The 19,748-nt window shown below is 68.7% G+C and carries 25 protein-coding genes; 8 read left to right on the top strand and 17 right to left on the bottom strand.

Going from position 1 to position 19,748, the window contains the following annotated elements:
• Positions 1-29 precede the first annotated feature (29 nt).
• Genes CPCC7001_RS06395 through glyQ form a run of 4 tightly spaced genes read right to left on the bottom strand, consistent with a single transcriptional unit; the run spans position 30 to position 3,429 of the window.
• Positions 30-1,502 (bottom strand): recombinase family protein, encoded by a 1,473-nt coding sequence (locus CPCC7001_RS06395; RefSeq protein ID WP_225867190.1) that lies wholly within the window; start codon positions 1,500-1,502, stop codon positions 30-32.
• Entirely contained in the window at positions 1,384-2,286 is a 903-nt protein-coding gene (locus CPCC7001_RS15060) for a ComEC/Rec2 family competence protein (protein ID WP_225867191.1), read from the bottom strand. The genes CPCC7001_RS06395 and CPCC7001_RS15060 overlap by 119 nt, the downstream gene beginning before the upstream one ends.
• A 55-nt stretch (positions 2,287-2,341) precedes the next feature.
• Positions 2,342-2,530, bottom strand: coding sequence for a hypothetical protein (locus CPCC7001_RS06405; RefSeq protein ID WP_006909992.1), 189 nt, complete (start codon positions 2,528-2,530; stop codon positions 2,342-2,344).
• Positions 2,527-3,429, bottom strand: a complete 903-nt coding sequence (gene glyQ / locus CPCC7001_RS06410) for a glycine--tRNA ligase subunit alpha (RefSeq protein WP_006910942.1) — start codon at positions 3,427-3,429, stop codon at positions 2,527-2,529. The genes CPCC7001_RS06405 and glyQ overlap by 4 nt, the downstream gene beginning before the upstream one ends.
• 121 nt (positions 3,430-3,550) lie before the next feature.
• On the opposite strand from glyQ, the gene CPCC7001_RS06415 reads away from it, so the two are divergent.
• Entirely contained in the window at positions 3,551-4,255 is a 705-nt protein-coding gene (locus CPCC7001_RS06415) for a hypothetical protein (RefSeq protein ID WP_156796702.1), read from the top strand.
• A gap of 6 nt (positions 4,256-4,261) precedes the next feature.
• Here CPCC7001_RS06415 and ubiE read toward each other — a convergent pair whose 3' ends face one another.
• The 3 genes from ubiE to hisF all read right to left on the bottom strand — a co-directional run bounded on the left by ubiE (position 4,262) and on the right by hisF (position 6,233).
• Positions 4,262-4,984: a bifunctional demethylmenaquinone methyltransferase/2-methoxy-6-polyprenyl-1,4-benzoquinol methylase UbiE gene (gene ubiE, locus CPCC7001_RS06420; protein WP_006910087.1), complete on the bottom strand. Its 723-nt coding sequence runs from the start codon at positions 4,982-4,984 to the stop codon at positions 4,262-4,264.
• Positions 4,971-5,300 (bottom strand): hypothetical protein, encoded by a 330-nt coding sequence (locus tag CPCC7001_RS06425; RefSeq protein ID WP_043368711.1) that lies wholly within the window; start codon positions 5,298-5,300, stop codon positions 4,971-4,973. The genes ubiE and CPCC7001_RS06425 overlap by 14 nt, the downstream gene beginning before the upstream one ends.
• A gap of 111 nt (positions 5,301-5,411) precedes the next feature.
• Positions 5,412-6,233 (bottom strand): imidazole glycerol phosphate synthase subunit HisF, encoded by an 822-nt coding sequence (gene hisF / locus CPCC7001_RS06430; RefSeq protein WP_006909061.1) that lies wholly within the window; start codon positions 6,231-6,233, stop codon positions 5,412-5,414.
• A 90-nt stretch (positions 6,234-6,323) separates the two neighbouring features.
• Here hisF and CPCC7001_RS06435 point away from each other — a divergent pair, with 90 nt between their 5' ends.
• From CPCC7001_RS06435 to CPCC7001_RS06445, 3 genes are all read left to right on the top strand, one after another.
• Positions 6,324-6,539: a DUF2862 domain-containing protein gene (locus CPCC7001_RS06435; protein ID WP_006909687.1), complete on the top strand. Its 216-nt coding sequence runs from the start codon at positions 6,324-6,326 to the stop codon at positions 6,537-6,539.
• Positions 6,540-6,544: 5 nt separating this feature from the next.
• Entirely contained in the window at positions 6,545-7,525 is a 981-nt protein-coding gene (chlG, locus tag CPCC7001_RS06440; protein WP_006911141.1) for a chlorophyll synthase ChlG, read from the top strand.
• Between the two features lie 94 nt (positions 7,526-7,619).
• Positions 7,620-9,740: a transglycosylase domain-containing protein gene (locus CPCC7001_RS06445; RefSeq protein WP_006909967.1), complete on the top strand. Its 2,121-nt coding sequence runs from the start codon at positions 7,620-7,622 to the stop codon at positions 9,738-9,740.
• Here the strand turns inward: CPCC7001_RS06445 and CPCC7001_RS06450 are convergent, their stop codons facing one another.
• A complete protein-coding gene (locus CPCC7001_RS06450) occupies positions 9,741-11,123 on the bottom strand; it encodes a 16S rRNA (cytosine(967)-C(5))-methyltransferase (protein WP_225867192.1) in 1,383 nt (460 codons plus the stop codon).
• Positions 11,116-11,454 carry an MGMT family protein gene (locus CPCC7001_RS06455; RefSeq protein ID WP_006910169.1) on the bottom strand — a complete coding sequence of 113 codons (339 nt, stop codon included), beginning with the start codon at positions 11,452-11,454 and terminating at the stop codon, positions 11,116-11,118. The genes CPCC7001_RS06450 and CPCC7001_RS06455 overlap by 8 nt, the downstream gene beginning before the upstream one ends.
• A gap of 68 nt (positions 11,455-11,522) precedes the next feature.
• Between CPCC7001_RS06455 and CPCC7001_RS14015 the strand changes: the two genes are divergently transcribed.
• Together CPCC7001_RS14015 and trmH are read left to right on the top strand one after the other, a co-directional pair.
• Complete coding sequence (locus CPCC7001_RS14015; RefSeq protein ID WP_050757082.1) at positions 11,523-12,407, top strand: FKBP-type peptidyl-prolyl cis-trans isomerase; 885 nt, start codon at positions 11,523-11,525, stop codon at positions 12,405-12,407.
• 51 nt (positions 12,408-12,458) lie between these two features.
• Positions 12,459-13,148 (top strand): tRNA (guanosine(18)-2'-O)-methyltransferase TrmH, encoded by a 690-nt coding sequence (gene trmH / locus CPCC7001_RS06465; RefSeq protein ID WP_006911182.1) that lies wholly within the window; start codon positions 12,459-12,461, stop codon positions 13,146-13,148.
• On the opposite strand, the gene CPCC7001_RS06470 is transcribed toward trmH, so the two are convergent.
• Positions 13,145-13,426 carry a hypothetical protein gene (locus tag CPCC7001_RS06470; protein WP_050757083.1) on the bottom strand — a complete coding sequence of 94 codons (282 nt, stop codon included), beginning with the start codon at positions 13,424-13,426 and terminating at the stop codon, positions 13,145-13,147. The two genes, trmH and CPCC7001_RS06470, sit on opposite strands and share 4 nt — an antisense overlap.
• Before the next feature lie 81 nt (positions 13,427-13,507).
• A complete protein-coding gene (locus CPCC7001_RS06475; protein ID WP_006911606.1) occupies positions 13,508-14,332 on the bottom strand; it encodes an ABC transporter permease in 825 nt (274 codons plus the stop codon).
• 170 nt (positions 14,333-14,502) lie between these two features.
• Here CPCC7001_RS06475 and CPCC7001_RS06480 point away from each other — a divergent pair, with 170 nt between their 5' ends.
• On the top strand, positions 14,503-15,210 hold the full coding sequence (locus CPCC7001_RS06480) for a response regulator transcription factor (protein ID WP_006911121.1): 708 nt from the start codon (positions 14,503-14,505) through the stop codon (positions 15,208-15,210).
• On the opposite strand, the gene CPCC7001_RS06485 is transcribed toward CPCC7001_RS06480, so the two are convergent.
• Together CPCC7001_RS06485 and CPCC7001_RS06490 are read right to left on the bottom strand one after the other, a co-directional pair.
• Positions 15,179-15,784 (bottom strand): sensor histidine kinase KdpD, encoded by a 606-nt coding sequence (locus CPCC7001_RS06485; protein WP_006909168.1) that lies wholly within the window; start codon positions 15,782-15,784, stop codon positions 15,179-15,181. The genes CPCC7001_RS06480 and CPCC7001_RS06485 overlap by 32 nt on opposite strands.
• A 36-nt stretch (positions 15,785-15,820) precedes the next feature.
• Positions 15,821-16,564, bottom strand: coding sequence for a HAMP domain-containing protein (locus tag CPCC7001_RS06490; protein ID WP_006910734.1), 744 nt, complete (start codon positions 16,562-16,564; stop codon positions 15,821-15,823).
• A gap of 116 nt (positions 16,565-16,680) precedes the next feature.
• On the opposite strand from CPCC7001_RS06490, the gene CPCC7001_RS15940 reads away from it, so the two are divergent.
• A complete protein-coding gene (locus CPCC7001_RS15940) occupies positions 16,681-17,109 on the top strand; it encodes a prepilin-type N-terminal cleavage/methylation domain-containing protein (protein ID WP_006911416.1) in 429 nt (142 codons plus the stop codon).
• A gap of 449 nt (positions 17,110-17,558) precedes the next feature.
• On the opposite strand, the gene CPCC7001_RS15065 is transcribed toward CPCC7001_RS15940, so the two are convergent.
• The 4 genes from CPCC7001_RS15065 to CPCC7001_RS14020 all read right to left on the bottom strand — a co-directional run bounded on the left by CPCC7001_RS15065 (position 17,559) and on the right by CPCC7001_RS14020 (position 19,568).
• The gene (locus CPCC7001_RS15065) at positions 17,559-18,110 is read right to left on the bottom strand and encodes a prepilin-type N-terminal cleavage/methylation domain-containing protein (protein WP_156796703.1); all 552 of its coding nucleotides are present in this window, start codon (positions 18,108-18,110) and stop codon (positions 17,559-17,561) included.
• A gap of 29 nt (positions 18,111-18,139) precedes the next feature.
• The gene (locus CPCC7001_RS15070) at positions 18,140-18,580 is read right to left on the bottom strand and encodes a Tfp pilus assembly protein FimT/FimU (protein WP_006910219.1); all 441 of its coding nucleotides are present in this window, start codon (positions 18,578-18,580) and stop codon (positions 18,140-18,142) included.
• 62 nt (positions 18,581-18,642) lie between these two features.
• Positions 18,643-19,083, bottom strand: coding sequence for a hypothetical protein (locus CPCC7001_RS15075; protein ID WP_006911734.1), 441 nt, complete (start codon positions 19,081-19,083; stop codon positions 18,643-18,645).
• The gene (locus tag CPCC7001_RS14020; RefSeq protein ID WP_156796704.1) at positions 19,080-19,568 is read right to left on the bottom strand and encodes a hypothetical protein; all 489 of its coding nucleotides are present in this window, start codon (positions 19,566-19,568) and stop codon (positions 19,080-19,082) included. Before CPCC7001_RS14020 ends, CPCC7001_RS15075 begins: the two co-directional genes overlap by 4 nt.
• Positions 19,569-19,748: the final 180 nt, after the last annotated feature.

Genomic DNA, 19,748 nt, shown 5'->3' on the forward strand with positions numbered 1-19,748 from the left:
AAACTGGGCGGAAGTAAGCGACTTTTGAGCTAGTCAGGCGGCATACTTTTAATCGGCCGGGAAACAAGGAATTTAGCAATATTGATGGCTTGGTTTTCTTGGCTACTGGTGTTATTTGGTGGCGCACCGCCAATGGACTCCACTAGTAGCCCACTGGTGAAGTAGCCAGCCTCGCTGTCCTTCCGCGCCCTTGCCTCCACCGGCGTCTCCATCGACCCGAGGTAGCCATCGACGCCGAGGCGCTGAAACTCAAACCGCTCTGCATGGCAGCCGGAGACAAAGAACTGGAGCCCGTATTTCAACGCCACCGCTCGCAGCTCCTGGTCACTGATCCGCCAATCCGCCCACCCCGGCGCCGCCCACTGGGACGCCAGCCTTAGGACCTCGCTGGTGATGGCCTCCTGCCGTTGCTCTGAGGACCGATGGAGCGTCTCCTCCAGCCTGGCGACCTCCTCCCGCACCTCTTCGGCCTGGCGTCTGGCGCGGGGCGTACCCAGCCGCTCAAACGCGACGGCCTCCTCCCGTAACTTCACCAGCTCCACGGGTTCGGGCAGCTCGTGGGGCACGGCCTGATCAGCGATCTGCACGGCTGCCAGCCCAATGGCGCGTCGGATCAGGTTTGGGACCTTGGCGTGGTCGAGGTGGTTGCGGTGGCCTACGGGGCACCCGGCACCGCGTATCTGCCGACAGATGACGAGCACGACACCATTAGGGCGCCGCTTGAGGTGCATCCGCCGCCCGCAAGCCTCACAGACGAAAAGGCCAGTGCCGAGCCGCTCCCGAGAGGCCTTGCGTTGAGCGCCGCCATTGGTGCGGTTCGACTGGCGCAGCGCGGCAATCGCCTCCCACTCATGCGACTCCACTAGTGGTGGGTGCTGCCCCCAGATGATCTCCGGGTTCGGGGTCCTCAATCCATAGACCACCGCCCCACGGAGGTTCGGGCTCGTGATCCATCTGGCAAAGGCCGAAATACCCCACGGCTTGCCGTCTAGCTCGTACCGCTTCCGTCGTGCTGCCGTTGAGCTGCCCGTGGCGAGATAGGTCTCAATCACAGCGCGGGCTTTGTCCCAAGATTCGGGATCGGGCACGAGGCGGCCCTCCTTGGCGAGGTAGCCCCATGGCGGCCGACCGTGATGCTTGCCCTGCTCGCGTTGGTGCGCCAGAGCGTTCCGCACCCGCCGGGAAAGCATCTGGGTTTCGTGTTGGGCGAAGGCCCCGAGGATCTGCGCCTGTAGGCAACTCGATGGATCGGCCGGGTCGATGGCCGCCTCATCCAAGAACCGGAAGGCGACGCCGTACTGATCGATCAGCTCCCACAAGGCGGCGGCCTCGCTTCGGGTGCGCTGGAGCCGGTCCTGACGAATCGCCCATATCTCGCTGACCTCACCACGACGGGCACGGTCGAAGAGCTGGCGGAGCTTTGTCTGGCGGCCCTTGGAGGCGGAGGCGACCTCGACCACCACCCTTTCGCGTGGGATGCCTGCCGAAATCAGCCGAGCCACCTGGCTGTCGATGGAGACGCCGCTGGTCTGCTCTTCGGTTGAGACGCGGGCATAAGCCCAGGCCTCGGGGGAGGAGCTGACGAGCCGAGCGGGCATCCTTGACATCGGCCTTGCTTAACGTCAATACTACACTGAGGTGAAAGCCCGAAGCGGCCAGGGCATGGGAGAGCCCTGCCGCCCGGAACGCCTGCCGCACCGTGTCGGGCAGCGGCACCCGGGCACTGCCGAGCACCAGGGCGGCCAGCACGCCGCCGCGTTCCGGCCCGGCCGCCTCCACCAGCCGCTGGGCCAGGGCCCGGCGCAGATCCGCCACCGGGGTGGGAGGTCGGCTGAGCACCGTGAGCTGCTCCACCTGGAGCTGGGTGGCGGCACCGACACGCCGCAGCCGTTCCGCCGGTCCGGCCAGCAGGGGATGGGGAGCCGGCTGGGGTTGGCGCAGGCGGCCCTGCACCGCCAGCCGCCAGCCGTCCTGCAGCGGTTCGCAGGCGGGGAGCCGCAACTCGGTGCGCCCCACCGGCAGCTGCAGCAGGGCTCGACACTGACCGCCGCCCGCCGGCTGGGCATCACTGAGCAGGCGGCCCCGTAGCAGAACCACCTCCCCGCTGCCGCCGCCCGCAGGCGCCAGGCCCCAGACGGGATCACCGGCCGCGGGCGGCGACGGCAACGCCACCAGCCCCACGGCCCGCAGCAGCACCAGGAGCACCAGGGCACCCCACACCAGCCGCCGGATCCAGGCGCTCCGCTGCAGCGGGGTGGTACCCGGAGGCGCAGGAGTGACCGCCATCGCGCGGGGCAGGAGCACAGGTGCCTGCAGCGTTGCCACGCGGCGCAGCGAGGCTCTAGCCCGGCAACTGGAGCAGCAGCTCGCAGAGCTGGGCGCTGGGCAGGTCCTGCTGCAGCCAGGGCTCCACCAGGGCCGCCAGGGGGCGCAGCCGGCAGGGCCAGATCCGCCGTTCGCTCAGCCGTCCCAGCTGAAAACTGCCCAGCAGCAGCACCAGCAACAGCAGGCGCAGCCGCAGCGGCTTCATGCCGCCAGAGCAGGGCTGGCAGCTGGCGCAGCGTCCGGCAACAGCGGAAAGCCGAGGGCCTCCCGCTCCGCCAGCCAGGCCTCCGCCACCTGGCGGGCCAGGGCGCGGATGCGGGCGATGGTGGCGGTGCGCTCCGTCACCGAGATCACGCCGCGGGCCTCCAGCAGGTTGAAGGTGTGGCTGCACTTGAGCACGAAATCGAGGGCCGGGGCGGGCAGACCCCTGGCCACCAGGTCGGCCGCCTCCGCCTCGTAGAGGCCGAACAGCTGCTGCAGCCGCTCGGGGCTGGAGGCCTCGAAGTTGTAGGTGCACTGCCCCTTCTCGAAGGGCAGCCAGATGTCGCCGTAGCTGCGGCTGCCGTTCCAGGCCAGGTCCCAGATGCTCTCCACGTCCTGCAGGTACATCGCCAGACGCTCGAGGCCGTAGGTGATCTCGATCGACACGGGCCGGCAGTCGAGACCGCCGCACTGCTGGAAGTAGGTGAACTGGGTCACCTCCATGCCGTCGAGCCACACCTCCCAGCCCACCCCCCAGGCGCCGAGGGTGGGGGATTCCCAGTTGTCCTCCACGAAGCGGATGTCGTGGTCGGCGGCGCGGATGCCGAGGGCTTCCAGCGAAGCCAGGTAGGTCTCCTGGATCGCGTCGGGCGAGGGCTTGATCAGCACCTGGTACTGGAAATAGTGCTGGGCCCGGTTGGGATTGTCGCCATAGCGGCCGTCGGTGGGGCGGCGGCAGGGCTCGGGGTAGGCCACGGCCCAGGGTTCGGGCCCGATCGCCCGCAGCACCGTGTGGGGGCTCATGGTGCCGGCCCCCTTCTCCGTGTCGTAGGGCTGCAGGATCAGGCAGCCCTGCTCAGCCCAGAAGCGGTTGAGGGTGCCGATGATGTCCTGGAAATGCATCGCGGGATGCCCGGGGAGGGGTGTGGGGCGGAGGTGCCGCTCCAAGGTTCCCATGCACCGGGATCCCGTTGACAACGCCGACGCCGGAACGGGAGAGTGGTGCTGTGAGGGCTCCAAAGACTTGAAATTTGTTGTCGGAACCCATCACAAGACCGGCTCCAAGTTTTTCAGCCAATCCCTCAAGACCCTCAGGCAGAACAGCGGGCTGAGGATCTGGTTCGACACCAGGCAGAAGAAGAAACTGCAGCCTCCGCAGCGCTGGGACTGCTATTTCCAGAACCACTGCAACTGGCGCATCGACCTGGAGAGCACCAGCTTCCGGGGCATCCACAGCACGCGCAACCCCGCGGCCCTGATCCTCTCGGCGGTGCGGTATCACCTGCGCACCGATGAGAAGTGGGCCCACAGGAAGCAGGAGGAGTTCGGCGGGCGCACCTATGCCGAAACCCTGCAAGCCCTGCCGGAGCTGGACGACCGGATCATCTTCGAGATCGATCACGTGGCAGGCCGCACCATCCGCAACATGCTCGCGGTGTATGAAGATCCACGGTTTCTGCATGTGGATCTCGACCGCATCTCCCGCGACGAGACCATGGCCGATCTGCGGGCCTGTTTTGACTTCTGCGGCCTGGAGCGCTGGTTTGACCTGGACACCTGGCTGGCCTCCTGCCGGCCCCACTGCCTCTGGAGCATGAACACCCTGCCCAGCCATGTGACGGCGGCCCGGCAGGATCGCACCACCCTGCTGGAGTCGTTCGGTCCGCGCGCCCGGGACCACTTCCGCAGCCAGTTCGGCGACCTGCTGTTCAACCTGGTCTTTGCCTGAGGGGCGTCAGGCCTGCAGCTCCAGCAGGCCCATCAGCCCGCCGGCCAGGGGGCGGTGGCGCGCCTGGCGGAACCCCAGCTCCAGCGCCTGCTCCACCAGGGCCGCACCCGTGGGGAAGCGCTCCAGGCTGGCCTCCAGGTAGGCGTAGTGCTCCCGCAGCCCCGCCAGGGTGGCGGCCGGCACCACCACGCCCCGCAGGCAGAGGCGCTGCACCCGGGCGGTGATCCGGCCCTGCAGCTTGGTGGCATCAGCGCGGTTGAAATCGAGCACGGCGGCGCGCCCCCCGGGCCGCAGCAGGCGCAGCACCTCGGCCAGGCCGGCCCCCGGATCGGCGAGGTTGCGCAGGCCGTAGGCCATCGTCACCCCGTGGGCCATCCCGGCATCGAGGCCGGTGGCGAGGGCATCGGCCTGCAGCCACTGGAGCGGCAGCCAGGGCTGGAGAGCCGCCCTCGCGGCCGCCAGGCGCAGGGGCGCAGCGGCGGCGTCGAGGCCGATCACGCGGCCACCCGGCCTGACCGCGGCCGCCATCACCAGGGCCAGATCGCCGGTGCCGCAGCAGAGGTCCAGCAGGATCTGTCCCGGCCGCGGCCGCAGCCAGGCGATGGCCTGGCGCTTCCAGAGGCGGTGCTGCCCCAGGCTGAGCAGGTCGTTGAGAAGGTCGTAGCGCGGGGCGATCTGCTCGAAGAGGTCCTGAACCTGGCGCGGATCGCCCGGCCTAAAGCTGCCCATCCCAGGGGAGCACGAGCGAATCGGGCAGCATCTCAGGCAGCGACACCGCATCGAGACTCACGCCCCCCCTGGGCATGGCCTCCGGAGCCATCACCTGCAAGCGCACCGGCGCCGTGAAGGTGATCACCATCACGGTGGCGAGGCCCACGGCCGCCGAGCACACCATGCAGCCGGCCAGCATCAGGGAGAACTCCTGCCGGTCGTTGGCGGCCTGCATGAGCTGCAGGGCCCAGGCCACCAGCGCCACCACGGCAAACACCATCAGCAGGGCCAGGCCCCGGGCCAGGGTGGGAGGCAGGGAATGGAAGACGTTCAACGCGGTGACCGATCCGGGGACAGTCCTGCAACCGGAGGACCCACCTCTACGGTAACGACTCGTTATGACGGAACGTGAAGGACTCCGGTCCGAATGCCCCGGCACGGCAGGTCAGTCGAGACCCACTCTCTCCAGCGGCCGGATCGGCAGGCCCCGCGCCAGCAGGTCGATCTTGATCGCCTCCACGCTCAGCACGCCGTCGTGGAGCAGGGAGGCCAGCAGGGCGGCCGAGGCGGCGCCGCCACCGGGCTCCTGGCTGAGGGCGGCAGCGATGTGGTCGATGCAGCCCGCGCCGCCGGAGGCGATCACCGGCACGGGCACGGCATCGGCCACCGCGCGGGTGAGGGCGAGGTCGTAGCCCGCCTGGGTGCCATCGCCATCCATCGAGGTGAGCAGGATCTCCCCGGCGCCCAGCTCCACCACCCGGCGGGCCCAGGCCACCGCATCGAGTCCGGTGTTCTCACGCCCACCCTTCACATACACATCCCAGACAGGGCCGGCGGGCTGATCCACGGCGCCGGCAGGCTGGGTACGACGGCGTGCATCGATCGCCACCACGATGCACTGGGATCCGAAGCGGTCGGCGCCCCGGCTCACCAGCTCCGGATCCCGCACCGCCGAGGAGTTGAGGCTCACCTTGTCGGCGCCGGCGCGCAGCAGCTCGGTGATCCCCTCCACGCTCACGATGCCCCCCCCCACGGTGAAGGGGATGGTCACGGCCTCGGCGGTGCGCCGCACCAGATCCACCAGGGTGGCCCGGCCCTGGTGGCTGGCGGCGATGTCGAGAAACACCAGCTCATCGGCGCCGGCGGCGCTGTAGCGGCAGCCCAGCTCCACGGGGTCCCCGGCATCCCGCAGGCCCACGAAGTTGACCCCCTTCACCACCCGGCCGTCGGCCACATCGAGGCAGGGGATGATGCGCTTGGCCACCATGGGATCAGGGTAGGAGGCGGCGCCGGCGCTGTTGGGCAACACGGTTAAGGAGCACTGTTAAGGTTGCGCCACTTTTCCGTCGCGACGGCCATGGCCCAGGCTGCCACGATCAACGTGGGTTCCAAGGTGCGCGTGCTGCGCGTGCGTGATCGCATTCCGGCCGATCTGGTGGAGGCCCTCCAGAGCGATCCCACCGGCACCGTCACCGGCTTCCGCACCGTGGACGGCCAGGGCATCGGTGTGGTGGTGGAGCTGGGCGCCGGCCAGAGCGCCTGGTTCTTCGACGACGAAATCACCCTCGCCTGAGCCCCTTGACCGACAGCCCCGACCCCGCGGTGAGCAGCGGCTCGGCAGCTCGCCAGCTGCTGGGCATGAAGGGAGCCGCGGGCACGTCCAGCATCTGGAAGATTCGGCTGCAGCTGATGAAGCCGGTCACCTGGATTCCCCTGATCTGGGGGGTGCTGTGCGGCGCCGCCGCCTCGGGCCAGTTCAGCTGGACCCTTCCCAACGTGGGGGCCTCGGTCGCCTGCATGCTGATGAGCGGGCCGCTGCTGGCGGGCTACACCCAGACGATCAACGACTACTACGACCGCGAGATCGACGCGATCAACGAGCCCTACCGCCCGATCCCCTCCGGAGCGATTCCGCTGGGTCAGGTGAAGGCCCAGATCTGGGTGCTGTTGCTGGCGGGTCTGGCCGTGGCCTACGGCCTCGACCGCTGGGCCGGCCATGAACAGCCGGTGCTGCTGGTGCTGGCCCTGGGCGGCTCCTTCGTGAGCTTCATCTACTCCGCCCCACCTCTGAAGCTCAAGCAGAACGGCTGGCTGGGCAACTACGCCCTCGGGGCCAGCTACATCGCCCTGCCCTGGTGGGCGGGTCAGGCCCTGTTCGGCCAGCTCACCTGGGCCACCGCCCTGCTCACGCTGGCCTACTCCCTGGCGGGTCTGGGGATTGCGGTGGTGAACGACTTCAAGAGCGTGGAGGGCGATCGGGCCCTGGGGTTGCAGAGCCTGCCGGTGGTGTTCGGCATCGAGAAGGCCAGCTGGATCAGCGCCGGCATGATCGACCTGTTCCAGCTGGCGATGGTTGCGGTGCTGATCGCCATCGGGCAGCATTTCGCTGCCGTGCTGCTGGTGCTGCTGATCGTGCCCCAGATCACCTTCCAGGACATCTGGCTGCTGCGCGATCCGGTGGCGTTCGATGTGAAGTACCAGGCCAGCGCCCAGCCCTTCCTCGTGCTCGGCATGCTGGTGACGGCCCTGGCGATCGGCCACAGCGCCCTGGTGGCGTGATGTGAGCAGCACTGCCCCCACCAGAGCCGCGTCCAGCGGTCGCCCCAGTGGCCGCCGCTCAAGCGGCAGCCCCGGTGGCGGCAAACGCCGGCTGGTGTTCACCGGGGTGGCGGCTGCCCTGCTCGGCAGCGGCGTGGCGGTGGGGCAGTCGGTGGTGGTGGGCAGCTTCGACAGCATGCTGCCCGATGCCCGGGGCATCAACCACTACAACCGGCCCGGCACCCTCACCATCCTCTCGGCCGACGGCCAGGTGGTGCACAAAGTGGGCCCCGTGTCCCGCGAGAAGCTCTCGGCCAGCTCGATCCCGCCCCTGGTGGAGCAGGCCTTCATCGCCGCCGAAGACCGGCGCTTCTACCAGCACGACGGCATCGACCCGCTGGGCATCGCCCGGGCCCTGATCCGCAACATCTCCCAGGGCTCGGTGGAGGAGGGCGCCAGCACGATCACCCAGCAGCTGGCCCGCACCGTGTTCCTCAGCCAGGACCGCACCCTGGTGCGCAAGGTGAAGGAGGCGGCCCTGGCGGGCAAGCTCGAGCGCCAGCTCACCAAGCGCCAGATCCTCACCGAGTATCTGAACCTGGTGTATCTGGGCTCCAGCGCCTACGGAGTGGCGGATGCGGCCTGGATCTACTACTCCAAGAACCCCAACCAGCTGACCCTGCCGGAGGCGGCCCTGATCGCCGGCCTGCCGCCGGCCCCCTCGATCTATTCGCCGCTGGTGAACCCCGAGCTGGCCCTGGAACGCCGCGCGATCGTGCTGCGCCGCATGCAGGAGTCCGGCTACATCAGCGAGGCCGAGCGGCTGGAAGCCGATGGTGCGCCCCTGGGGCTCAGACCGGCCGAGCCCAAGTACTGGGTGAGCCGGGCGCCCTATTTCAGCAGCTGGGTGCAGCAGGAGCTGGCTGACGTCCTCACCCCCGAGCAGCTGGAGGTGGGCGGCGTCACGGTGCGCAGCAGCGTCAATCTGGCCTGGCAGGCCGAGGCCCAGAAGACGATCAACGCCTCCGCCCCGGGCAGCATGGAAGGCGCCCTGGTGGCGATGGAGCCTGGCACCGGGCTGGTGCGGGCGCTGGTGGGGGGCAAGGACTACGAGGCGAGCCAGTTCAACCGTGCCACCCAGGCCCTGCGATCACCGGGCTCCACCTTCAAACTGTTCGTCTACCTCACGGCCCTGAAGGAGGGGATGCTGCCGGAGCGGCGGGTGGTGGACAAGGCCCGCTGCTTCGCCGGCTACTGCCCCAAGAACTTCGGCAACCGCTACTACGGCACCGTCACCATGGTGCGGGCCCTGCAGAACTCGCTCAACGTGGTGGCGGTGTCTCTGCTGCAGGAGCTGGGATTCGACAAGGTGATCGCCACGGCGCGCAGCCTGGGCATCACCGGCCCGCTCGGCAAGTTCTACCCCCTGGCCCTGGGCGCCGAGGAGCAGACCGTGCTCGACATGACCGCGGCCTATGCGGCCATCACCAACAGAGGTGTGTACGTGAAGCCCACCCCCTTCGAGGAGATCCTGGGCCCCGACGGCGAACTGCTCTGGAGCCGCCGCAGCGACGGCGACCAGGGCCGCCGGGCCGTGGACAGCGACATCGCCGATGGCATGACCTGGATGCTGGAGCAGGTGGTGCGGGGCGGAACGGGCGGTGGCGCGGCCCTCGGCAACCGGCCCGTGGCCGGCAAGACAGGCACGTCGGAAGGAGGCCGCGACCTCTGGTTCATCGGCTCGATTCCCCAGCTCACCACCGGGGTGTGGCTCGGCTACGACAACAGCCGCGAGACCAAGAGCACCAGCGTGGTGGCCACCTATGCCTGGCGGCGCTTCATGGCCGCCATCACCAAGGACCTGCCGGTGCTGCAGTTCCCCCCCAAGCCCAGCCTCAGCGGCAGCTGGAAGCCGGCCAAGCCCACCAGGCCGGCCAAACCCGCCCCCAGCCGCAGCCAGCCGTCGAACCCGGAGCCCACCACCGAAGACAGGCCGCCGGTGGAGGACAGCACGGCGCCGCCGGGTCCGGCCGAGCCCGTGGCCCCGCCCGCCGAGCAACCCGAGCCCCCCGACGCCCCATCGACCCCGCGCGTGGGCGTGGATCCGGCTGCCCGCCCACGGGGCCCCGGCAGCACGCCGGCCCCAGCGCCCGCTCCTCCTCCGGCGCCCCCACCGCCGCCGCCGGCTCCACCACCGCCGCCGCCTCCTGCGCCCGCGGCACCGGCGCCACCCTGATCAGGGCGCCTGCAGCAGGGCGGCAAAAAAACCATCCCCACCGGCCGGCTCGGGCCAGGCCTGCCACTGCTCCAGCCCCCGCCAGCCGGGATGGGCAGCGAGCAGCGCCTCCACCACCGCGCCGTTTTCCTGCGGGTGCACCGTGCAGGTGGCGTACACGAGCCGACCTCCCGGCCGCAGCAGCGGCAGCAGACCCTCCAGCAGCCGGCGCTGCAGGGCCGCCAGCTCCGCGATCGCGCCGGGCTGCAACCGCCAGCGGGCATCGGCATGGCGGGCCAGGGTGCCGAGCCCTGAGCAGGGGGCATCCACCAGGATTCCATCGAACTGGCCGAGCCATTCGGGCCGCAGCTCCGCCAGGGCAGCGGCATCGGCGGCCAGGGTGTTCACGCCATTCAGCCCCAGCCGGGCCGCATTGCGCTCCAGCCGCTGCAGCCTGGCTGCGGAGCGATCCACCGCCCACACCTCCCCATCACCGCCGAGGCACTCGGCCATCTGGGTGCACTTGCCGCCGGGGGCGGCGCAGGCATCCAGCAGGCGCTCGCCTGGCCGGGGATGGAGCAGGGGCACCACCCGCTGGGCGTTGCGGTCCTGCACGCTCCAGTGCCCCTCCCGGAAGCCCGGCAGGCGGCGCAGATCCCCCACCCGCCCTTCGAGCGTGAGGGCATGGGGGCTGTGGGGCAGGGCCGCGGCATCGATGCCGGCCGCGGCGAAGGCGGCCAGCAGGCTGTCGCGGCTGCAGCGCAGCGGGTTCACCCGCAGGTCGAGGGCGGGAGGCTGGTTGGCGGCACTGGCGAAGGCCTCGGCCCGCTCCGGCGGCAGCCACTGGAGCAGCAGCGCGGCCAGCCAGTCCGGCAGGGACTGGCGCAGGCCCAGGCTGCCGGCCGCATCGCTCGGCAGGGTGAGGCCCTCCCAGGGGGGAGCGGCGGGCGAAGCGTGCCGGCGCAGGGCCTGCCGCAGCAGGCCGTTGGCCACTGGAGCCAGGCGGGCCAGGCCGCCGCGCTTGGCCAGTTCCACCGTGGTGCTCACGGCGGCGGCGGCCGGCACCCGCGTGCTGAAGAGGATCTGGTAGAGCCCGAGATGGAGCAGCCAGCGCAGCCGCGGCGGCTGGCGCTGGCTGCTCACCCGGCCGAGGGCGTCGAGCCAGGCGTCGAGCAGCCGCCGCTGGCGGATGGCGCCGTAGGCCAGCTCGGTGGCCAGGGCCCGGTCGGGCCCCTCGAGGGCGCTGCGCTGCAGGGCCCGCTCCAGTGCCACATCGGCGTAGGCGCCGCCGCCCACCGCCAGCAGCACCTCCCAGGCGAGCAGCCGTGGCGCCAGACCAGTGGCCGGCGCCGGAGCGGACGACACCGGAACCGAGGACGCATCGGCGGAGGCGGAATCAACCAAGCGGCGGCGGGTCCAGGGGCGGCACCCACAGATAGCGCCCCAGTGGCAGCTTGCCCTCGGCATCCACCGGGATGCCCTCGGCCAGCAGCAGCTGCCGCTGCATCCAGTCGCTGCCCTCCCGGCTGGGGGTGAAGCTGATCTGGCCGCGGGCGTTCACCACCCGGTGCCAGGGCACCGCCGAGGGCAGGGGAAGGCGGCGCAGGGCCCAGCCCACCTGGCGGGCGCAGCCGTAGGCGCCGATCGCCTCGGCGATGTGGCCGTAGGTGGCGAGGCGGCCGTACGGAATCCCGGCCACCTTGGCGTACACCCGGGCATCAAACGATTCGGTCATCCTCCATGCAGGGGCCTGAGGCGACCCCTAGGTTGGATGAGAGCGAAGCTACGGAAGAGGGAATCGGCATGGCAGTGACTGTGCAGGTGTTGCGCAAGGCCGACAAGGGCGCGCTGGTGAGGCCCGGCGACCGTGTTGCCGTGTTTTATGAAGGCTTTCTGACCAACGGTCTGCGCTTTGACGGCAACTACGACTTCAAGAACTATCGGGCCACCCGCAATTTCTTCCAGTTCGTTCTCGGCAGCGGCCAGGTGATCCCCGGCTGGGATCAGGCCCTGGCCAACAAGCGGCTCGGCAGCGTGCTCAAGCTCCGCATCCCCCCGGAGCTGGCCTATGGCCCCAATGGCCGCGCGCCCTTCATCCCCGGCAACGCCACGCTCGAGTTCACCGTGCAGCTGGTGGCCAAGCAGTCTCCGGGTGAGCCAACCGCTTCGGTGTTCCGCCTCGCCGACTTCCGCCTCAACGTGAAGAAGCTGGGCATCCCCAGCGAGGAGGCGCTGCTGAACGGTGTCAATCAGACGTTGATCGGGTACGACACCAAGGACCGGATGACGGGTGGCCCCAGGGTGGATCTGATCATCGGCCTGGATAAGAACGACAAGCTCATCGGCCTTCAGGGAGCAGACCGGCTGATCGGCGGCAAACGTAAAGATCGCTTCATCTACAAGAATGTGACGGACTCCCTGCCCGGGCAGGGCAACCGCGACGTGATCCTCGACTTCTCCGCCAAGCAAGGCGACAAGGTGGATCTGCGTGCCATCGACGCCAACCCCTTCAAGGCGGGCAATCAGAAGTTCCGCTGGATCGGCAAGCGCAAGTTCAAGGGCAAGCCGGGGTTGCTGCGCTTCCGCAACGGATTGCTCCAGGCCGACCTGAACAAGGACCGCATCCCGGATCTGGAAATCGCCCTGGCCAACGTGAACAAGCTGGGCCGTGGCAGCGTGGCGCTCTGATCCCAGGCACGGAACAGCGTTCCGCACACTGGTCTGAACGCCGTTGCCCCGATGCCGCTGCTGCCCCGCCGCTTCGAGCGCCTGCAGGCGGTGCTCAACCGCCGCATGGCCGACCTCACGGTGCTGCTGGAGCACGTGGAGAAGCCCCACAACCTCTCGGCGATCCTGCGCAGCTGCGATGCGGTGGGGGTGCTGGAGGCCCATGCGGTGTGCCTGAAGGGGCGGCTGCCCACGTTCAACAGCACGGCCCAGGGCAGCCAGAAGTGGGTGCCGCTGCATCGCCACCCCAGCGCGGCGGCCGCGCTGCAGAGCCTCAGGGAGCAGGGGTTCCGCCTCTACGGCACGCACCTCAGCGCCGAGGCGGTGGACTACCGCAGCTGCGATTTCACCGGCCCCACCGCCTTCGTGCTGGGAGCCGAGAAGTGGGGCCTCAGCCCGGAATGCGCCGGCCTGGTGGACCAGGCCATCGTGATTCCCATGAGCGGCATGGTGCAGTCGCTCAACGTGAGCGTGGCCACCGCCACCCTGCTGTTCGAGGCCCTGCGGCAGCGCCAGGCCGCCGGCACGGTGCCCAGCGCCGGCGAGGGGCTGGCGCCGGAGCGCTACCGGGCGCTGCTGTTCGAGTGGGCCTATCCGGAGGTGGCGGCCTGGTGCCAGCGGGAGGGCAGGCCCTACCCGGAGCTGGATGGGGAGGGGGCGATCACCGAAGCCCTGCCCCGCTCGATCCGGATGCGCTGCTAGGGGCGGCCGCGGCCCGGCGGAAACGGGGGAGTACCGTCGCTGAGGCCGTCCAGCTCGTGGCTGGCCAGTCTGCGGCTGCTGGCGCTCGGCAGCCACAGCGCCACAGCCAGGGCCACGAGCTCCAGGGGGATCTGGCGGCCGCCCAGCAGCACCACCGCCACGGCCACCACGGCGAGCATGCGCTGGAACAGGCTCCACACGTCGTCGCGATCGGCGCTGCCGGTGAACCAGAGCACCACCGCCAACACCAGCAACACCAGATCCAACCACCAGGGCATGGCCAGGGCCGCGATCGGGCCTGCGCACTCCAGATCAGTGTGGCGCGTCAGCGAGCGCCGCGCTTGAACAGCCCCGGCGCTTCAACGGGCGGCGCGCCCGGCCTGCCCCTCGCCGCTCAGCCAGCTCTCCAGACCCTCCCCGAGGAAGGAGAGGCCCAGCACCAGCACGAACATGGCCAGGCCCGGGTAGAGGGCCGTCCACCAGATGCCGGTGGGCAGGGCGGTGAGGGCCTGCTGCAGATCGCCGCCCCACTCGGGGATGGTTTCCGGCAGGCCCAGGCCGAGGAAGCCCAGCCCCCCGAGCACCAGCACAGCATCGGCGGCATTGAGGGTGAGCAGCACCGGCACCGAGGTGATCACGTTGCGGAAGAGATAGAAACGCAGGATCCAGAAGGCACTGGCGCCAAGGGAGCGGGCCGCCTCCACGTAGAGCTCGGCCTTCACCTGGGCCGTCTGGTTGCGCACCACCCGGAAGTACTGGGGGATGTACACCACGCAGAGGGCGGCGGCGGCATTGGGCAGACCACGGCCCAGCAGGAAGGCCAGCACCACCGAGAGCAGCAGCACCGGCAGGGTGTAGAGGGTGTCCATCAGCAGCACCAGCAGCCGGTCCACCCAGCCGCCCAGGTAGCCGCTCACCATGCCGAGGGGCACACCCACCACCAGAGCCACCACCAGGGCGAGCAGCACCACCTGCAGGGCCACGCCACTGGCGGCCAGGGTGCGCACGCACACGTCGCGGCCGAGGCGGTCGGTGCCGCACCAGTGCTGGGGCGAGGGTGGGGCGTAGATGGGGTTCTGCAGGCCTGCATTGGGATCGGGCAGCCAGCCGGCCTGAACCAGCAGTGGCGTGAGCACGGCCACCAGCCCGTAGGCGAGCACGATCAGCAGCCCCCAGCGGGCCATGCGCGCGGAGAGGGTGGTGGGTCGCCAGCGGAGAAGCACCGGGGCGGGGCAGCAGGCCCCATTCAACCGCCGCAGGCCAAGGGCAACGCTGGGGAGCACCAGAGGCCAGGGTCGCCAGCCCGTGAAAACCTGGCCCAGACTGCCGAGGCCCCAAGCGCTCCATCCCCGCCTTGTCCGGCCCCCGCCTGCTGATCGTGGATGACGACCCGGAGCTGCGCCGCTTCCTGCGCACCGAACTGGAGCTGGAGGGCTACAGCTGCGAGGAGGCGAGCACCGGACAGCAGGCCCTGCAGCGGGTGCGGGCCGGTGGCTGGGAGCTGCTGCTGCTCGACTGGAGCCTGCCCGATTTCAGCGGCGTGGAGATCTGCCGCCGCCTGCGGTCCACCGGCGACACCACCCAGGTGCTGATGGTGACGGCCCGCGACGATGTGCAGGAGCGGGTGGCGGCCCTCGATGCCGGCGCCGACGATTACCTCACCAAGCCCTTCTCCATCGAGGAGCTGCTGGCGCGGGTACGGGCACGGCTGCGGCGCCGTGGCGCCGAACAGACCCAGGAGCCGGCCCTGCAGGTGCTGAGCCTGGCGGATCTGGAGATGGTACCGGCACGCCACGAGGTGAGCCGGGCGGGGGCCGTGGTGACGCTCACCAACACGGAATACGAACTGCTGAAGCTGCTGCTGGAGCACCCGAAGCAGGTGCAACGCCGCGCCGACATTCTCAAGGCGGTGTGGGGCGAAACCTGGGTGGGCGACGACAACGTGCTGGATGTCTACATCCGCTCGCTGCGGCGCAAGCTGGAGCCGCCGGGGTCCACCACCTTGATCCAGACGGTGCGTGGCGTGGGCTTCATGCTGCGGGAGGGCGAGCCACGCTCCTGAGCTCCCGCGGGGCCGCCGGCAGCCACAGCTGGAACTCTGCTCCACCGTCCGGCGCGTCCACCACCCCCACACGGCCGCCCATCGCCTCCATCAGCAGCTTCGCCACGGCGAGGCCGATGCCGCTGCCGCGCTGCTCGGCCCGCAGGCCGGCCGAGCCACGCACGAACCGCTCGAAGATGAGCTGGCGCTCATCGGGGATCACGCCGGGGCCTTGGTCCCGCACCCAGAACTGCAGGCCGCCGTCGGCAGCGGATCTGGCCCCCACAGTCACCGGAGCGGTGGCCGGGCTGTAGCGCAGAGCGTTGTCCACCAGGGCGGTGAGGCATTGCTGCAGACGGTCGGGATCCCCCCAGGCGAGCAGGGGCGCCTCGTGGGCCGGGTGGTCGTCGCTGGGGGCCAGCCGCAGCCGGCCCTGGGCAGTCGCGGCCATGCGCTCGTACAAGGCCAGAAGCACGTCATCGGCCTGCAGGGGCTGGCGCCGCAGGCTGAGGCGGCCGGAATCCTGACGCGCCAGATCGAGCAGATCGGCCACCAGGGTGCCCATCCGGGCCGACTCCTGCTGGATCAGCCGCAACGACTGCCGCTCTACCGGATCCTGGCAGTGGCGCAGCTAACGCTGGGCATGGCCCGACACCAGGGTGATGGGGGTGCGCAGCTCATGGGCCACGCCATCCACGAAGTTGCGCTGCCGCTCCCAGGAGCCCGAGAGCCGCTGCTGCAGGTCGTTGAAGGCCAGGGCGATGGGGCGCAACTCCTCGGGCTGGGAGTCCAGGGGAATCAGGTCGCCCGGCTGGGGTGGTGCCTGCATGCGCCCCAGCTGCTCGGAGAAGGCTTCGAGCGGCCGGGTGAGCCCGCGCCGCAGCACCAGGCGCAGCAGGACACTGGTGAACAGGCTCGAAACGCCGGCGGCCACCACAAGGAGCCAGAAGCGCAGCTGCTCCTGCTGCACCGAGGCGGTCACGTCCTGGCTCACCTGCAGGCCGAATGGTTTACCGCCGTCCTGCACGATGGTCACGGTGCTCACGAGCCAGGACTCCGCGCCACGACGCAGCAGCTCGGGCTCGGGCAGCTCCAGCGCGGGATCATCCTGGCGAGGCACGCTGACGAGGCTCAACTCCAGACCTGGCAGGGAAGGACGCTCCCGCAACAGGGCTCGCAGCTCCGGCAGGGACAGGTCCCGGGCCCGCAGGTCGCTGCCCAGCAGGCCAGCCTGCTGGGCAGCGAGATGGAGATGGACTTCGCGACGCTGGACGGCCGAGAGGGCCTGATGCATTGCCAGCAGCAGGCAGTAGCCAGCCAGCACCGCCATCAGGGAGGCGCTCTGGAGCCAGATCCGCAGGGGCGCGATTCTCACGGGACTCAGCCTTTCAGGCAATTCTCATGCAATCGACCCTTGCAGTGGGCTTGGCAACTCAACTATTCGTCCGTAGAATTGACATCGAAGTCACAGCCCCCTGGCTGACCCATCCCATGACCTCCCGACTCCAGGCCAGGCTGCTGGCCCAACGGTCTCTGATTCAGGCCATCAGCAAGAAGCCCAGCAAGCGCAAAGGCCTCGCGGCCGGCTTTACGCTGATCGAACTGCTGATCGTTGTGATCATCATCGGCGTGCTGTCCGCAATTGCCATTCCGGCGTTCCTGAACCAGCAGAATCGGGCCAGGGCTGCTGCGGCCAACACGAGGGCGATGGACGCCGCTCGAACATGCGCGGCTCTCCAGATCACTGCGCAAGAAGCCCAGTACAACGCAGAGCCAGCCCCAGGAGTCAACGGCACATGCACCGCGGCCGGCACTCCAACCACATTCACCTTCCCAGCAGGCACCGGATTTACACAAGCTGTAGCCAGCATTACTTCAGGCGGCACTGTTAACCTTACCACCCTATCGCAACCAAATTAAAGCCTTCTTCCCTCAAATCTGTTTTTCAACAGGGAGGTGAAAACCTCCCTTTCTTTGTAAATAAGCATCACCTTGTTGCTCGAAGCGCTAACCTTGAGGACAAGCTCGTAGCGTCGGCGACCTCCGGCGACCTAGATCCCGTACAGTCATAAACCAGCTTCGATCTAAGCATAGATCAGCAAGTTAACATAGAGACCCCCTGCACTCATCTAAGCAAGTAATCATCACCGCAGAAACCCTGACAACAGGGTCGTCTCCCCATCCGATGCCATATTATTTCTCAGCACTTGAAGCGGGCGTTGACAGCAGCTCTCCCAACGCTCTTGCCTAGAGGGCTAGAGATATACTTAGACCCTGATTATACAAGTCTCTCAGATCAGAACTCCTTGGCAACCCTTCCAAACAGATCAGAGCAAAGACATAACTAGGCACGATAATCTTCTAGGCGCCTAGGCATCCCTATTCAAATGACCTATCGCCTCGATTGTACCAAGCAACCAAATTACCCTATTGTTAGACCTGCTTTCCTCAAGGCCATCCAACACCACCCGGTTCTGAGCGCTACTAGGCTTAATACCACCATCCAACCCATACGACGGCCCACACCGCATCAGCACATTGCCCAGCCAAATCGCATCTGGAGCCACCCCCTGCGAGTAACTGATTACACCATGAACTGTCTGCAGCTGCAGCACCAGCTCACGCCCCCCCAAGTTGCAGGCCGGCACTAAACTTAGGGGATTACCCGTCCCCACACTCACCAAAGAGGCCTGCTGCACTTCACTGCGGATCAGCTCCAACAGTCGCTCACCGGCCTGGCGTTCTCTCAAAAGCCTGGCAAGTTTCTGACCGTTGCGGCTTTCGCTGAACACGCACTGAAGCATGATGCCACTGAGCAGGCACCCAAGCAGCAAGCCAAGCAACAGCTCCACCAAGGTGAATCCGGAGCGTAGTTGGAGCTGCGGTCGGGTGCCATTCCAGTTGTTCATTGAATCAACCATGATTGCTTGATGAAATGGTCTGAGTGCAGTCAAAGCTGGCGATCAGGCCTGCAAAGGCTGCTGCTGGGCCCCGCCGCCGGGTCGCCCTCGTAGCGCCCCGCCCGCACAATCCCCAGCGGCAGACTCATCACCAGGCAGCGGCGCAGATCCGTACCCGTTGCACTCACGACAGCCGTGCCCCCATCGATCACCAGCCCATTGGCCGTGAAGCGCAGCTCGCTGGGCATGTTGTGATCCAACGCCAAGGAAACATCGCCCTCCAACACCTCCTCCTCCAGGCCACCCTCACCCTGGAGTGGCAACACCAGCGGGCTGCCGGCCTGCTCGGCCCGGTCACGAGTTCGCTCCAGCAGGGTGCCGAGGCGCCGGGCCGCCGCCTCCACCTTCACTGCCGCCAGCTGGCGCCGGCCACTGTCGATCACCAGCGATGCCAGCAGAGCCAGCAGGGTCACCCCCACCAACACCTCCACCAACGACAATCCTTCGGAATGCGCTGGCCGCAGCCCCCGATTCCCGAAAGCTCTGGCGCCGCTCATGGCGTGACCTCCAAGGCCCCATCCGAGGGAATCGCACCGTCGGAGGGAATTGGCTCCTCCTCAGCCTCTGCGGCTACCAGGTCAACACCACAGAATCCATAGGCGGCTGGATCGAACCATCGCTGCCGGGTGCCCCCCTGGCCGCCCTCCACGCGCACGAGAAGGCCGCCGTTGCTGACGGTCATCTCACCAGCGATGCCATCCAGCTGGCCCTGAAGCATCTGCAGCGCCTCGGTGCAATCAGCTGCGAGCACACGTCCGGCCTGCTGCTGCAGCGCCGCCTGCACCGCCACCACTCCGGCCTCGAGCTGATGGTGCTCCTGTCGAACCCGCTCGGCCCTCTGGCTCCAACGCGCGGTACCGCTCCACACCTGAAACGAGCAGGTGGCCGCCAGCACAAACACGCCTGATCCCACCAGCACCTCAATCAGGCTCATGGCGCCTCCTGGGGGCAGGGGGCCGGCAGGGTCACGCCCCGAAGCCGTCCCCGCTCCTGGAGCCCTGCCACGCGCAGTGGCGCCAGTGCTGTTTCTCCCGCCGCCAGAGCGAGCTGATAGGCCGCCCGCTGGGACTGCGCCACCTCGGTGAGCTCCAGCACGAGGGCGGCCCGCGGCGGCTCACTGAGCTCCGGGCAATAGGCCACCAACCGCACTCCCGCCGCGGGGATCGGCAGCGTCGCTGCCCCATCGGACCCGCAGGCCGAGGGCTCCGACTGCGCCGCTGCCCACTGCTCGGCCGGCACCCCGAGCAGGCAGCGATGGTGCCGCTGCAGTTGGCCCGTGAACCCCTGGGCCGCAGACATCAACTGATCGTCCCAGCCCCGCTGGCGCTGGCGACCCGCCAGGAAGGCCCGCTCCTGCAGGGCCATCGCCTGCAGCGACAGGCTACTGAGCAGCAGCAGCATCGCCCCGGTGCTCGCCAACGGCAGCACGAAGCCTTGCTCGCCGCGGGAGGCTGGTGGACGGGTCCGACGGACTCTCGCTAAAGGTCTCGCCACAGGGAAGACTGCGATCAACGCCGTTCAGCGTTGCCACAGGCGCCCTTACACCCCATCGCTCCGGTTGGCCGCCTGGGCTGAGCCAAGCGACAACTGAGTCATGGC

The sequence above is a fragment of the Cyanobium sp. PCC 7001 genome, from assembly GCF_000155635.1.
Classification (GTDB): domain Bacteria; phylum Cyanobacteriota; class Cyanobacteriia; order PCC-6307; family Cyanobiaceae; genus NIES-981.